At 54.8% G+C, this 14,156-nt stretch carries 18 protein-coding genes; 3 read left to right on the forward strand and 15 right to left on the reverse strand.

Features of this window, described 5'->3' with window-relative positions:
* Positions 1-145: 145 nt before the first annotated feature.
* From FKG94_RS18085 to FKG94_RS18120, 8 genes are all read right to left on the reverse strand, one after another.
* Positions 146-616 carry a GNAT family N-acetyltransferase gene (locus FKG94_RS18085; RefSeq protein WP_179957703.1) on the reverse strand — a complete coding sequence of 157 codons (471 nt, stop codon included), beginning with the start codon at positions 614-616 and terminating at the stop codon, positions 146-148.
* 381 nt (positions 617-997) lie between these two features.
* Positions 998-1,141, reverse strand: a complete 144-nt coding sequence (locus FKG94_RS29590) for a BrnT family toxin (protein WP_218943574.1) — start codon at positions 1,139-1,141, stop codon at positions 998-1,000.
* Between the two features lie 538 nt (positions 1,142-1,679).
* Positions 1,680-2,348 (reverse strand): hypothetical protein, encoded by a 669-nt coding sequence (locus FKG94_RS18095; protein ID WP_142928338.1) that lies wholly within the window; start codon positions 2,346-2,348, stop codon positions 1,680-1,682.
* Between the two features lie 255 nt (positions 2,349-2,603).
* The gene (locus tag FKG94_RS18100; protein ID WP_142928339.1) at positions 2,604-3,074 is read right to left on the reverse strand and encodes a hypothetical protein; all 471 of its coding nucleotides are present in this window, start codon (positions 3,072-3,074) and stop codon (positions 2,604-2,606) included.
* Positions 3,067-3,465, reverse strand: coding sequence for a GFA family protein (locus FKG94_RS18105; protein ID WP_142928465.1), 399 nt, complete (start codon positions 3,463-3,465; stop codon positions 3,067-3,069). Before FKG94_RS18105 ends, FKG94_RS18100 begins: the two co-directional genes overlap by 8 nt.
* Positions 3,466-3,554: 89 nt before the next feature.
* Positions 3,555-3,965, reverse strand: coding sequence for a cupin domain-containing protein (locus FKG94_RS18110; RefSeq protein WP_218943575.1), 411 nt, complete (start codon positions 3,963-3,965; stop codon positions 3,555-3,557).
* A 157-nt stretch (positions 3,966-4,122) separates the two neighbouring features.
* Positions 4,123-4,845, reverse strand: a complete 723-nt coding sequence (locus FKG94_RS18115) for an esterase/lipase family protein (protein ID WP_342779098.1) — start codon at positions 4,843-4,845, stop codon at positions 4,123-4,125.
* Between the two features lie 571 nt (positions 4,846-5,416).
* Positions 5,417-5,929, reverse strand: a complete 513-nt coding sequence (locus tag FKG94_RS18120; protein ID WP_142928340.1) for an Lrp/AsnC family transcriptional regulator — start codon at positions 5,927-5,929, stop codon at positions 5,417-5,419.
* A gap of 256 nt (positions 5,930-6,185) precedes the next feature.
* Between FKG94_RS18120 and FKG94_RS18125 the strand changes: the two genes are divergently transcribed.
* Positions 6,186-6,890 (forward strand): OmpW/AlkL family protein, encoded by a 705-nt coding sequence (locus FKG94_RS18125; protein ID WP_142928341.1) that lies wholly within the window; start codon positions 6,186-6,188, stop codon positions 6,888-6,890.
* A 245-nt stretch (positions 6,891-7,135) separates the two neighbouring features.
* Positions 7,136-7,495, forward strand: a complete 360-nt coding sequence (locus FKG94_RS18130) for a DUF6164 family protein (protein ID WP_142928342.1) — start codon at positions 7,136-7,138, stop codon at positions 7,493-7,495.
* 18 nt (positions 7,496-7,513) lie between these two features.
* Here the strand turns inward: FKG94_RS18130 and FKG94_RS18135 are convergent, their stop codons facing one another.
* The 6 genes from FKG94_RS18135 to FKG94_RS18160 all read right to left on the reverse strand — a co-directional run bounded on the left by FKG94_RS18135 (position 7,514) and on the right by FKG94_RS18160 (position 12,077).
* Positions 7,514-7,990 carry a VOC family protein gene (locus tag FKG94_RS18135; RefSeq protein WP_142928343.1) on the reverse strand — a complete coding sequence of 159 codons (477 nt, stop codon included), beginning with the start codon at positions 7,988-7,990 and terminating at the stop codon, positions 7,514-7,516.
* Entirely contained in the window at positions 7,987-8,592 is a 606-nt protein-coding gene (locus tag FKG94_RS18140) for an HAD family hydrolase (protein ID WP_142928344.1), read from the reverse strand. The genes FKG94_RS18135 and FKG94_RS18140 overlap by 4 nt, the downstream gene beginning before the upstream one ends.
* A gap of 92 nt (positions 8,593-8,684) precedes the next feature.
* Positions 8,685-9,011: a c-type cytochrome gene (locus FKG94_RS18145; protein WP_218943577.1), complete on the reverse strand. Its 327-nt coding sequence runs from the start codon at positions 9,009-9,011 to the stop codon at positions 8,685-8,687.
* Between the two features lie 105 nt (positions 9,012-9,116).
* Complete coding sequence (locus FKG94_RS18150; protein ID WP_142928346.1) at positions 9,117-10,253, reverse strand: OmpA family protein; 1,137 nt, start codon at positions 10,251-10,253, stop codon at positions 9,117-9,119.
* Between the two features lie 89 nt (positions 10,254-10,342).
* Positions 10,343-11,008: a DUF2959 domain-containing protein gene (locus tag FKG94_RS18155; protein WP_246125238.1), complete on the reverse strand. Its 666-nt coding sequence runs from the start codon at positions 11,006-11,008 to the stop codon at positions 10,343-10,345.
* Between the two features lie 154 nt (positions 11,009-11,162).
* Positions 11,163-12,077 carry a LysR substrate-binding domain-containing protein gene (locus FKG94_RS18160; protein WP_142928347.1) on the reverse strand — a complete coding sequence of 305 codons (915 nt, stop codon included), beginning with the start codon at positions 12,075-12,077 and terminating at the stop codon, positions 11,163-11,165.
* A gap of 107 nt (positions 12,078-12,184) precedes the next feature.
* Between FKG94_RS18160 and FKG94_RS18165 the strand changes: the two genes are divergently transcribed.
* The gene (locus tag FKG94_RS18165) at positions 12,185-12,721 is read left to right on the forward strand and encodes a hypothetical protein (protein WP_142928348.1); all 537 of its coding nucleotides are present in this window, start codon (positions 12,185-12,187) and stop codon (positions 12,719-12,721) included.
* On the opposite strand, the gene FKG94_RS18170 is transcribed toward FKG94_RS18165, so the two are convergent.
* On the reverse strand, positions 12,708-14,126 hold the full coding sequence (locus FKG94_RS18170; protein ID WP_142928349.1) for an alanine dehydrogenase: 1,419 nt from the start codon (positions 14,124-14,126) through the stop codon (positions 12,708-12,710). The two genes, FKG94_RS18165 and FKG94_RS18170, sit on opposite strands and share 14 nt — an antisense overlap.
* Positions 14,127-14,156 lie beyond the last annotated feature (30 nt).

Genomic DNA, 14,156 nt, shown 5'->3' on the forward strand with positions numbered 1-14,156 from the left:
ATAGGCTCTTTTGGTTTATCCAACCTCAATACCGGTGAGCTGTCGCCCCTTATGTTGCGTTAGTAACCCATAACAGAGCCGTCTTAACAAGGGTGAGTATGCGGAAGTTTACCCCAGAAACAGGTTTTGTTAACAGAGGATATGTTCAGTCTAAAGACCCCAGCTTGAGCCGCATGGGTGTGAATATTATCCCCCCAATACTTTGTTTTTCCCCCTCTTTAACAAATCCCCAGCGCTCATAAATGGGAATGGCGAAAGTCGAAGCCCGGAGTTCGAATTCACCTTTATTGCCCTGCTGTAGGCAGCTCTCTTTGGCCAGACGCCATAATTGCGATGATATTCCTTGTCTATGGTAGTCGCCTCGGACAAAGTTGTGCTCAATGTGGCAGCGGTCTCTCACACCTATAACGCCAACAATAGTCGCCTCATCCTCTGCAACGAAATAGATGTAGCCGCTTTCCAGATAACCCTCTATTGCCTCCGCCGAGCAGACCTTGGCCAATAAGCGCTCTCCCTCCGGGGAGAAATTTTCAACCGAAAATTGACTCTGGGTATCCAAAATTAATTTGGAAATCGCCGCAGCATCGGTGGTTTTCGCGGGTCGGTAATAAATCACCTCGATCTCCCTGGTCGCGTTTAAAGTCTCAAGAAAAGGTGCGCATTAGCGCATCCGTCTTGTTTAATTTGTTGTGCACTATTAACCAGGAACCTCCCCAAGGTTGCTTAGCGCCTTGGTGACAAGTTCTTTTTGTGCCTTTAATGCATCTCCGACTTCCTCATCTGGTACCGGCGGCGCATTTAATACGGAAATATACAAGCTATTTCCATTTGAAAGCTTTGAGACTCTAGAGTGCACTACTTCAATGTGACAATCCGGCATATGCATATGCCAATCGATTACACCTGAGTCATTAGTTATTGTATTCAAACGAATTTTTACTTTACCTGTCGGAAAATCAACTACGGCTGCTTTTTCATCAGCAGATCGCGATAACCTTCATACATATATTTCACGTTCTTTTTTGTCTGCTTTTCTGGCAGAGATAATACGGATTGAATCATTCACTTTTATACAATGGCATACGATTGACAATCTCGAATGGATACTGGTGCCTAGAAGAATGAATCTATCATTCATCATCAGAATGATCGGGATCGGAAATTAAACGGGCAAATTGATCAGTAAAAACTGTCTTGGTTTCGTCAAAGGTGACGTCATGCTTCTTCTTGGAAGTACTCTTTTTGGAAGTACTCTTCTTCTCATCCCATTCAAACCTTAGATAGCTAGCAACGACACTATAACCACACTGCAATTACAGTCAAGCGACTTGATAGCTCCGTCGCCTCTTAAGAGCCTGGTCTATAGCGACTACTCTTGGTGCCGTTAAACAGCTAACCCATGTTGACTCCGATCGCGTTACAAATCTCTTCAGGCGGAACTGTCTTTGGGAGCGATGCCAGTGCTTCGCTGCTGCACGATCCATTCCCAGCTCTTCCAGTAAGTCAAGGTACTTCTTCACGGCATGCCTTTTCCGGGAGCCATCATTGTAGCTGGGGTCGTAGTGCTTGGAAATTGATCGATTAACCAAATCCTCCATCAAGTTTCCGACAGCCGAGGTTACGCAGTATAAAAAGCAAGCACTACGACCCCTCTACTCGGCCTACTATTGCCGGAGATATCAGCCTTGACGCCATTTCTCAATAGAAGCTTTGTCGAAGACCCACCAGTTATCTCCGTCTTGCCAATCCTGTCTTGCTTCTTGAGTGAGCGTAAACTTTTCGTTCGGGTTATGTTGACAGAATTTAGCACGCCGGCTTTTCGCACGTTTTGGCTGTACTCCAAATCCCCCGTCAATGTATTTTCTCCCCCCTTCAAATTTAGTCAGGCCCGTATATCCATAGACTGGAACATGGCAATGGTTGACACGGAAATAAACAGCCAGCTCATGGGCAAAAGAGCTGATTCCATCGTCCGGAGCAACCCCGGAAAAGCACGCGAAGACTTTAACCTTCCTAATCCTATGGGAAAGCAATCGAATGCCTTGGTATTGCTGCAAAAAGTCAGGTAGATTTACATCAATTTTTCCCAATAGATGCGCCCCTAGCTGATCTGGACTGATTACTCTTGCATCAAGCGGTTCACGCAGACTCAAAGTGGTATTTAAACCGCCATGTCCAGTTATGTATAAGACCCCATACTCGCCGCCTTGGCCATGTAACTCGCCAAGAAATTTCTTTTCACCGTCGTCTATTGTCGCATTAAAATTATTGAAGTACTTATCATGAGGCGTGACGTGATTGTAAAACTCAGTTCTTGTCACCAAAGGTAAATAAAAAATGTGGTTCATGTTTTTTCCTCTTAGTAGGTTTAAAAACAATGAAACGACAGTATTATCCCGGCGTTTATTCCATCGCATGCAAAAACTAATGTCAAACCATATATGGTAGTCGCTACCTTGTACTCCTTGAGGGACGCCTGCAACTGTGCAACTTAAGCATAAATCGGCAGGCTTACACAACGCAGAAAATTTTTATGAGTTGCTAAGCTGAAGGCGCCCCTCAAAGGGTTCGGCTCAGGCCGTGCGGCAACACCATGATTTTTGTCAGTTTCTTTCTCTATCATAAGTAGCCACCAGATTTCGGCACTCCATATTGCCCGTGCTTAACGTGAACTTGCAAACCTCTTGGACTTTTTTGATGTTCGAGTGGTCCTTCCAACACCAATACCCTACAGAATCGTTTTCTGAGCCACCACAAACCAGATAAGACTTAAGCTCTTTAGGAATTAACTGATCTCGATTAAGAAAATGGTTACGACACAAATCGGGTAATTTACCGTTATCTCTTATGAAAGCTAATACCCGCAACCCTAATTCATTTAATGCCAGTACACGATCATGTTGCTGGCCGCGGCATTCCACTGTATCCCAGGATAGCGCGTAATTTGAAATCAATATCGATAGTACCAATATGCATTTTTTCATCATATAAGCACAGATCTTAGCTTTGCAAAAAAGAGGGAAGCGAAGGATTTCGTGACCGCCCTGACTGACCTTGTCAAGCGATTTACTCACTATAACCCTCAATGTGCTGTTTACCTGTATCACCGATTTCTTCCCAGTCTGCTTTGGAGCCAACAAACAAATGATGTGCAACCTTGAGTTCACTTACCCCTGTTGTTAACAGGCTAACTGGAACATATATAGTCTTGTCATCGTTTTTTCCAGGGAGTGGAGAACCGCAGGTAACACAAAAGCTTGTCTGCCAATCATGACCCGGCTTGGACCATAGGCCTATATTGTCTTTACCTGTCACCCACTTAAATTCATCTTTACTCACGATACCGACGGCTATTCCCGCACTGCCGGTAGAACGGCGACAAATGGAGCAATGACAAATATAAACGTCTGAAATCGTTGCACTTATCTCAAAGGACACCGCCCCGCAATTACATTCCCCTCGCATCAACTGTCCCGCCTCCTTTAGTACTTAACGTTTAATGAAGAGACCCTTTTGCTGCAACACAACAGCTAAAATGCCCTACCGATTCGACTTTAAGTGCTGGCTTTTGTATCACCAAGTGGATTCTCGTTAAAGTAATTCACAATACCAGGGATGCTCTGCTCGAAACCACCGGGTGTATTGATAGATATAAAACCAACCTTGTTACTGCTTCGGTTTTCAAAGCCATGCTCAGTTTCACCGGGTATATAGATGTACGAGCCACTTTCTGTTTCAAGCCAGTCTTTTCCTTGAAGATAGACCGTCAGACGGCCTTCTATAACATAAAAGAGATGGGCTTCAGGATGCTTGTGAATATGAGGACCCTCTGTATTTGGCTCGAGCCACCATTCGGATACGGATAGCGTCGAATTTGTCTCTTCGAGATCGGCTTTAAAGACAGCGGTCATTCGACCCATAGGATAAGCACGACCTTCTTTTGGATTTAGAACCAGGGGTTTCAATTTATTTTTCCTCGCTTATCTCTCTCCAGGTTTAAAGGTGGTTGCACTTGGCAGCTCAATAAAAATACTGAAGCTTCCTTTATCTACTCACTATCTAGATTTCTGTTTACCTGGAGCCACCATCAACTCGATCATTACACACTTTTTCCACGCAAGCTTATTGACTGCCAGTGTCTTCAAAAAAACCGTTCTCCAAAAAGTAAAGCACCTGCTCAATAACCTTTTGGTTTCTCATCATAAAAGAATGAGTAACCGGCAAGGTAATATGATCGGCCATACCCTCGAGTTTGGTACTGGCCACCGATACCTTGCCGTCGTCAGGGTTGGGCAGCAGGTTAGAGAGCATCAGGTTGATACTGCGCGTGCCGGCGATTATACCCAACTCGAACTTGGCCGGTCCCAGGTTGTTGGGCACACTGAGCACGCCGGTTCCCAGTTGCATACCGGCCGGGCCGTTGATCAGCTTAAACCCGGGTACCCGGTGCAGCTTGTCCACCACCTCGCTGCCCTTATTGGGCGGCCCCAACATCACTACCCGACCGAGATCCTCGATCGTGTCGACACGCAAATGTTGGCGCACCAGTATGCCGCCGAGTGAATGGGTCACGAAGTGCACTTTTGCATGGCGGGGGCACCGGGCCAGGGCCTCGGGAATAGCCGCGGCGGCCAGGTCGGCGATCCGGTGTTGAGTGGACTCATATGGCTGGTTGACAGTGTGGTAACCGGCGGCGTCCAGCGCCCGTGCCAGCTTGTTCATCGAATTTTCCGTTCGCGCCAGACCGTGCAGTAAAATCACACACTCTTTCGTCCTCGCCGACGCGACTGGCACAAAAAGCAACAATGCGATTAACACAATAGTCAACCTTGCCGCCAACTTCACCGTGAAGCTCCTATTCGAAATCGCTTTTTAACACCAGCATCGACAACCGGGCCGGAGGCGCACTGCACTGCCCGGCCCGAACCCCGATCGCGCCTTTCGCACCAGCGGTGATAAAATCAATTTGCCCTCAGGGCAAAACGTCTGCTCACTCTTACAGGTGTGGGACATATAAGCGTTGACAATACGCTCACAAACACCGAAACAGACACGCTCAGTTTCAGTGCATCTTTCCGGTTTCAGTGCTTCGACCAGAAGACATTTTCACTTCGGTGGCACTGAGGTCCCGATCAGGGGGGGCGCCTAGCCCATAGCCCTTCGGGACCTTCGCCAGCAGGGATGCTGGCGCAGAGCCTACAGGGGTGGAGCGGGAATCAGCGAAGCACTGCTTCGCCCCGCGGAACGCCCGAAATCTATAATTTAGGGCCGGGCCCGCTTGCGGGTATTCACCGGGGGGGCGCCTAGCCCGTGTCCCGAAGGGCTATGGGCTAGGCGCCCCCCCTGATCGAGACCGCGTCGGCTAAGACACCAAAACCCATTTTGGGTGAAAATCTTTATTGGTCAAAGCACTAGTTTACACCGCACCGCCCAACGGTAAACTGCGGCTGTTTTTCAGCTCCTGGATAGCGACGCTGCTCTGGATATCTTTAACGCCGGGCAGCGCGCCGAGTTCGACCATCAGCCGGTACAGGCCGTCCAGGTCCTCGGCCACGATCCTCAGCAGCAGATCGTTGGAGCCGGACAGCGCATAACACCAGGTGACCTGCGGCAGCTCTGCAATGCCCGCCTGAAAGCGGTCGACATCGGGCTGGCCGTGCTGCCCGAGGCTGATACTGACGAATGCCGACACATGCCAACCCAGCTTTTTGGTGTCCAGGCGGGCGCTGTAGGCGGCGATAATGCCCTCTTTCTCCAGCCGTTTGACCCGGCGCAGGCACGGCGAGGGGGACAGGCCAATCGCTTCGGCCAGGTCCGCGTTGGAAATACGGCCGTCGGCCTGCAGTATCTCCAGAATCCGCACGTCCGTGCTGTCCAACCCCGTCAAAGGCAGGGCCTGTTCGTCATTGTTTGAGCTGTTTGATTTCATGCCACGGATTATAGGCATCAGCCCGCTCAAAAAGCCAGCGCCGCCTGGAAGCCGTGCAGCAACCCCGCGAACCCTCTCACCTCACCAGCGGCTGCCGCCATGGCAGATTCAACCGGTACACCTGTGCAAATTTGTCATGCATCCTCGCTGCCGCGTTGCCGACGGCACGTTTTACTTAATCCAGATCAATAACCGGGCCCGGGATTCACGGTTTAATAAAGCCTGCTATAGACATGACAAAGATGTGGGGAAATGTATGAAAGTAACCAGTAAAGCACTTGGTGTTGTATCTGCGGCGACGCTGTCGCTGTTTATTGCCCAGGCCGGCGCCTATGAACCCGGTGAGTGGATCGTAAAGCTCGGCGCTACCATGGTGGCCCCTGACGAGAGCAGCTCCAATATAAAACTCAACGGCGATACGCTGGTGCTCGGTGGCAACACCTCGAAGGTGGAGGTCGATGACGATACCCAACTCGGTATCACAGCGACCTATATGCTCACCAGTAACTGGGGCGTGGAACTGCTTGCCGCAACACCTTTTACCCATACGGCATCGGGCAAGGGTGCGCTGAACGGCCTGAATATCGTCGAACTCGATCACCTGCCACCCACCTTGAGTGCTGTCTACCACTTTGACACCGGCACGGCTTTCACCCCTTATGTAGGGGCCGGTCTGAACTATACGCTCTTTTTCGAGGAGGACCTCACCAGCTCCGCCGACGCGGCGCTCGCCGATTTGGGACTGACCGGCGGCGATGTGGACCTGGATAACTCTGTGGGTGTGGCGCTGCAATTCGGTGTGGACTATGAGATCGATGACAAGTGGCTGGTCAACGCATCGATCAGGTGGATCGATATCGAGACGACTGCGGACATAGACTTCGACAACGGCAACAAGCTTGATGTCGATATCGATATTGATCCGTTCGTTTACAGCATCTTTATCGGTCGCCGGTTCTGATTATCTGAACTGACATCTACCTAACAGAAAAGCACTAAACAGCCCGGCCTGCCTGCGGCAGCGGCCGGGTCGTTTGTTATCTGTCTCCCGGAAAAACCACGCCGGCGTTTCGCCGGCGCCAGTCTTCTTTATTCCCTGAACCGCGATTCAGGTTAAAATAGCCACCGAATCCCGATCGTCCGCAGGGTCGCCAGTCCCGCAGCAACCCGGTTCAAGTCTATGCCGACAACAAAAAGCAGAACCTCATGAGCACATTATTAATCAAGCTTAACGGCGTACCCGACGACGAGGCCGACGATATCCGCAACCTGCTGGCCGCAAACAATATCGACTACTACGAGACCTCCGCCGGTAACTGGGGCGTATCCCTGGCCGCTATCTGGCTGCAGCACGCCGATCAACTGGATACCGCCAAGGCGCTATTGGACAACTACCAACAGGAACGCCTGCTGCGCGTGCGCGCCGAATACCGTGAACAACTGGACCGCGACGGGCCGGAAACGCTCTGGGACCGATGGAAAAAAGAGCCGCTGCGCGCGCTGGTCTACCTGGGGCTGGTCGCCCTGATCGCCTATATTTCGCTGGCGCCTTTTCTCGGCGTATAAAAGCCGGTGCCTCGATAGTTAACGACTGGGGTCACCACCCATATCGTCGGGCACCGGCAGCGGCTCGCCGTCGATAACATCGAGGTTACCCCGGCCCGGTACATAGTTCGCCTCCAGCCGAATACCGTCCGGGTCCTCAAACAGCACGGAATAGTAACCGGGCGCCCAGTGCCCCGCCTCCGGCGGGTGCACGATGGTTGCCTCCATATCGATCAGCACCTGGTACAACTTGTCGATATCCTCCCGCGCCCGCACCCGAAAACACAGGTGGTGCAGACCGACCCGCCGCTGCTTGAAGCGCTCGCCCCGGTACTGCTCTTCCGCCGGGGTGATCACCAGCCCGGTGCGTCCGCCGATACAGTAAAAAACCTGGGCGTCATCATATTGAATGGTCATGCCGAAGGTTTCATGCAACAGTTTTCGATAAAACACCCTGCTGCGCGCCATATCGTTGACTGTCAACTGTGTATGGGCAATGCCGTTGATATCAATCATATCGACTCCCGGGCCAACACCCGCTCGGTAAACTCGCAGAAATCCGTGATCACCCAGTCCGCCAGCGCTGCAAACTTGGCATTCCTGCCATTGGCAATCAGGCAGGCGAGCATATTGGCGCTGTTGGCGGCGAGCAGATCGAATTTGTAGTCGCCCACATAGGCAATATTTTCCGCGGCAATGGACCAGTGTGACGAGATTTTCAGCAGCCCCTCCGGGTGGGGCTTTGGCTGGCAGTCCTCCCGGGTAATCACCACGTCGATGGGAATGCCCAGGCGCTCGATGGTGAGCATCGCCGCGGCGCGCATATTGCGCGTCACTATGCCCATGGGCATATTTGCCGCATGCAGCCGCTCCAGCATCTGCTGCGCGCCGGGCATCCACTCGGCGCAGGCGGCGCCCGACATTTCGTGCTGCTCCAGCAGGTCGCGGGCAATTTCGGACTGGCGGCGATCCGTCAGGCCCTCTATATGCTCGAGCAGGGGAGTGCTGGCCGGTACCTGCAATTGCTCGCACATGGCTGCGAAATCCAGCTTGGTATCGGCCAGGGTGCCGTCGAGGTCGAAGATAACGCCCTCAATAGAATTGCCGGATTCATTCATAGCAGGCTGGATAAGTAAACTTGGCCGGCACGCGGGGGTGCCCGGATCGGCCCGCGTCCGCGACGAAGGACCGGGCCACGGGTGTTATTTATTTACTTCATTTCGGAATAGTAAGCCGCCAGGTTTTCGATATCCTTATCGGACAGGCCGGCCGCCATCGGCGACATGACGGGGTCTTTGCGTTGACCGTCTCTGAACGCTTTCATCTGTTTTACCAGGTAGCCCTTCTTCTGCCCCGCCAGGTTGGGCCAGATATCATTGGGGCTGATGCCTTTGGGGCCATGGCAGGCAACGCATGTCCCCGACTTCGCTTTGCCGGCGGCGGCGTCGCCCGCAACCGCTACGCCGGACATCGCGGCAAAACCCACAAACGTACTCAACACAACCAGTCGGTTTAAAACCGATATACATCTTTTCATCATGTTAACCTTCAGGTAGGAACTCACGGTAAGTAAAAAAATGAAGAATCTTATCGACTTTATTTTGGCTCACCCCCACCCCAAACACAAGGGCGGGGGCGACCATTAACGCAATTGCTGGGTTTCCACCTCGGCGCTGATTTTTGCCACCACCCGCCGGTTGGCCAACTGTCCTGCGGCCGTATCGTTGTCGGCAATCGGTTGCGCCTCGCCATAACCCAGCGCGCGAACCCGCTCGGCACCCACCGCAAACTGCTCGGTCAACACCCTGGCGACAGCCTCGGCACGGCGCTGCGACAGCGCCTGGTTGTATGACGCGGCACCGCGATTGTCAGTATGCCCTTCAATAGTGACCACGGTATTGGCGTATTGCGCCATAAAGTCCGCCACCTGTTTGATTTCTGCATAGAATTCCGGTTTGACCACACTGCTGTTGGTATCGAAGTTGACTCGCAAGTCGATCGATACCGTGTCTGTCAATGTAATGGGACAACCACTGCCGTCCACTTTCAAACGCGGCGCCGTGTCGGGGCAGCGGTCGCGCCGATCGTAGACACCGTCGCCGTCACTGTCGACCGGTCTCACCACCTCACAGCCGCGCCCGTCCACCCGCACACCGGGCGCGGTGCCGGGACAGGCATCAACGCTGTCATAAACGCCGTCGCCGTCGGCATCGGCCGGCGCCGGCGGCCGCGCCGGTGCTCTGGGTTTGACACCGAACAGATAGCTCAAGCCCAGGTTGAGGCCGTAATCGAGGGTTTCCTCATCGAGGCTGTTGTAAAGACGTGCATCGCCGCGCAGTTGCCAGCGTTCACTCAGTGCATATTTGACCCCGACGCCCAGGTTGAGCAGGGTTTCCTCAATCGCGCTGCCGTTGTCGGGATCGAATTCCACAGCGCCGAGACCGCCGATGATAAACGGCCGCCATTTACCGGTAGGCGAGAAGTGATAAAGCGCGTCCAGGTGGTAGTGACGGCCGTCGAAGTCGATACCGCCGCGCTCCGCATCGGCGTCAAAATCAACCAGGCGTCCCTCAAGCATCCAGTCCCGATTCAGCACGTAACCCAGTCCCAGGTTAATATGGTTGGCATCGTCGAGATCGCGGTCGCTGTCAAAAAAGTAGCGCCCGATGCCCAGTTGCAATTCGGCCTGATGATCGGCGGCGAGCGTCGGGCCGCTGAGAGCGGTCGCCAATGCGAGGCACAGGGCCCCGCGCAGGTTGCGTGTGCATGTGGTAGTCATATCATTCTCCCTGACATCAGTAAAAATTTATGGGGGTCTCCGAGTGTTCAAACCGCCGCGCGCGAATTCTGTCTGCGGATACACGCGGTTCATTCGGAGAGTGTATCGATAAATGCCTCAGCTTCTTTGATCGAGGATTCCATTCGGGTAATCAGGACGCGCACCTCATTTTGCAGACTGCCGAACTCCGTTTTTATCGCCGCAATAGCACGGGCGTTTAAGTTGTGTTTCAGATACAACACCTGGTCTTGGAAAGTTTCCAGCACCGGCGCCATTTTTTCCTCTGCCGAATGCATGGCCGTCAACATCTGTCGATAGCGGGAACGGGTTTGGCGCATTTTTCGTTCACTGTCGCGTTTTAGCGAACCGTCGCTATACAACGCCAGTTCGTCCTGCCACTCATCAAACAGCGCCTCGGCCACAGATTCCACCGCTTCGATGCGCTGGCGCACTGTCTCGGCACTCTCGCGGCTGTCTTCGAAAGCACTGTTCAGTGTCTCATACTTTTTTTGCAGCTCGCCGCCATCGACAGACACGGTGGCAAGAAATTGCTCCAGGGCGGAGCGAAACTGATCCTTGGCGTCCACCTGTGCATCGCGAGCGGTTTCGATGCGCTCGGCGAGAATATCCCGCTTGTGTACGCCAACTTTCTCCATGGCACCATAATAGGCGCTCTCGCAAGCCGGCAGCAGCACGGTCACAAGCACTAACAAAATAAAACGACAGGCTGTCACCGGCCAGATTCCTCTCATCATTTAAGCCTCGACTCTTTTCAGGCCACTCATTTTGCGCAGCCACCGGGCAATATGCAACCGTTTCAGATTAGCAATTAAACGGTGGCGCGTAAAAGTTTTGCCAAACAGATGTGATGATAAAATAAATCGCGCCAACAGAAACGCGGACCCGCATTTACCTCGCAACCGATCCGGCCTGTTGCACGAGCCAACGCGCCAGCGCCTGGAAAGAACGTGTCTCAGCTGTTTCATAAGTGCAGATAATCCAGTAAGAAAATGCCACCGGCAGCTCGGCACCCAGGTAAACCAAAAACCCCCGCTCGATATCGTCTTCCACCAACAGGGTCCTGCCCAGCGCCACGCCGGAGCCGGCAATAGCCGCCTGCAGCATCAGATCGGCGCGATCGAAGTAAGTGACGGATGCCGCGCTGTCAGGTGCGAAGCCATGGGCTGCGCCCCACGCCTGCCAGCCGTATTGATCTGTCAGCACCTCGTCGCCGCGATCGGCCAACAGGTGCAGACCCGCCAGTTGTGGCTGTTGGCGGTTGAGGCGATGGGTCTCAATATAGCTCGGGCTCGCCACCGGGCGCAGCCAACAGTGGGTCAGGCGCTGCGCGTAGAGACCGGCCGGCGGCTCGGCAGAGAAGCGCAGCGCCACATCCGCCTCACCGCCAAGGAGGTCGACGACCTGATCCTGAGCGTACAGGGAGATCTGTAGATCGCAACCGCTGTCGGGCCCGAGACGCGGAATCAACCACTTCATTGTCACCGATGCCAGCGCCGACACCCGTAGCGCAGCCCCCTCCCTGTCCGCTTCGATCTGCTCCAGGATTGCGGTTACCTCCGCCAGGGCCGCCGCCGCTGCCGTGCCCAGCAACTGGCCCGCCCGCGTCGGCCGCAGCTGGCGGGTGGTGCGCTCGAACAGGCGGTAACCAAGCGCCGCTTCGAGCGCCTTGACCCGGTGACTGACCGCACTCTGGTGCAGACCCAACAGCTCCGCCGCCTTCGAGAAACTGCCGCTTGCCAGCACCGCCGCAATTTGGGCGGAGCACTGCTGTACCCGCAGCGCTTTGGCCGAATATCTATTCATGAGAAAAACTCGCTTATATATCTATTTATCAGGATGGTCAGAGCAGCCCCATTGCGGAAATATAAAGCTCTACAACGATTCCCACAATCTATCGGAGGGAGACACTTATGAGCTATTTACGCAGCCATATCGGCTCTGGGCAGACCTGGCGACAAACCGTCCTCCCATTAATCGTGACCCCCATCTCCAAAAACGTCACTGGATCGGCAGCAATGCTGGTCGCCCTGGCAGTCACTGCAGTGGTGGTTGCCCTGACAGCGTCGCCGGCCGGGGCCGGCCCGCTGGAGACACTGGCCTCTGTGCACGCTGATCTGCGCACCAATTTCACCTTTATCAGACAAGGCAGTAATGACAGGCCGCGACTGGCCAGCGGTTTTGCACCCTTTAGCGGTGATTGCGATGATCTGGCATTTGCCGCCTACGGGCGCCTGCGGCTGGCGGGATTGCGGCCGGCAATCTGGATCGTAAAGCAGGACTATGCAGGGGGACGCCATATGATTACCTGCGCCGCCGGCAAGTGCATCGACACAGACCGGCACCGCCTTACCTCAAAGCTGCGCCTGCGGTTGGAATACTCGCAGTGGCAACGGGCACGGGCGTCGGAGGCCTGGATCGAGCGGCAGTTGGCGCTCAGGTCGCGCTGAAGGGTCCGCATACCAGCGCCACCGCCACCCCCGGCGCCAGGGCATCGAGGCCGCCGGCTACCAACTGCTCGCGGCCGATCAGCACCTCGGTAATCTGGCTGCTGTAACGCACGGCGGTCTCGCGCATCATGCCCATCATGGGCCAACCCCACAGCGACGAGATCAGCACACCCGCCTCCTCGAAATAGGGATCGGTCAGAAAAGTGCAACTGACGACGCTTTCCACCGGACTGCGATTGGTGGGACTCCCCCCCACCAGGTCGATGATGACCGATCCCTTGGGAATCAGGTCGCTAACGTGAGCGCGGCTGATCAGGAAATTCTTGCCACGCAGCTCCGGCGGCTGTTCGGCACCGTTGATAATCAAGTCCGCATCGCGCAGGTAGTGCTCGATAGCGCCGCGGGCGGTGTGGCGGCGACCCAGTATATGTACCCGTTCGGCTCCCTGATCATAGGCTTCGCGGATGGCGCCGCTACCGACATTGCCATAGCCCAGCACTACCACCTTGGCCTGCGCCGGCGTCAGCCCCGGTTTGCTCCGGCGCAGCAGTTCAAAGCCGTAGCGGGCACCGGCCTGGCCGGTTTCGTGCAAGCATTGAATCCGGCGCAGGCCGAATTCATGGGGCGGGTGGGTGGCACGGTATTTTTCGATGGCCGCCGCCCCCTCGGTGGCGACAAAGTCGGCCCGGTCCACCACACGACAACCGGCATCCCTGAGTTCGGCCAACACACCCCCGGCATCGTCGAAGCTCTCGGAATCGTAGAAGTACAGCGCCGTCGGCCCTTTGACATCCGCATCACTGATATCGAAGCGGCGGCTGAGCACCTGCAGGGTGGCGGGGCTGCGGTTGCCGGCCCGGCGGATACAACCGGCCAGTGCCGACGTCCAACCGATGACTCTGACATCCAGGTATTGAATGGTACCGTTGGCGATAAACGGCTGCAGTGCCGCCGCCATGGCGGTGCGACTGAGAATGGTGGCGTCGCTGGTGTGTTTCGGCGACTCCAGCACTTCTTCCATGGCAATCACATTGATACGGCGCCGCTGCAGGCGTTCGGCGCGATCGGGATAGGAGTGGAAATGGGCCATGCAAAACAGCGTACTGCCGGGGCGCATGCGATCGATGGCGTCCAGCGACGGCCCCTTGAACTTGATCACCAGGTCTTTGTCGGCGTAGATGGCGTCGCTGTCCTGCAGTATCGCGCCGGCCGCCTGATAGTCGGCGTCGTCGAAACCGACGCCGGCGCCCGCACCGTGCTCTACATAGAGACTGAGCCCGGCCCGACACAACCGCTCGACATCCGCCGGCACCAGGGCCACGCGCCGCTCCAATGCGCCCGGGTTTTCCGGGGACTCCACTTCCTTGACCAGGGCAACCTGGCGAAACGCCGAATAACTTGTCATAGCCGTTAACTTACCACCGAGTGAAAGCCG

Source organism: Exilibacterium tricleocarpae, assembly GCF_007004655.1.
GTDB classification, from domain to species: Bacteria; Pseudomonadota; Gammaproteobacteria; order Pseudomonadales; family Cellvibrionaceae; genus Exilibacterium; species Exilibacterium tricleocarpae.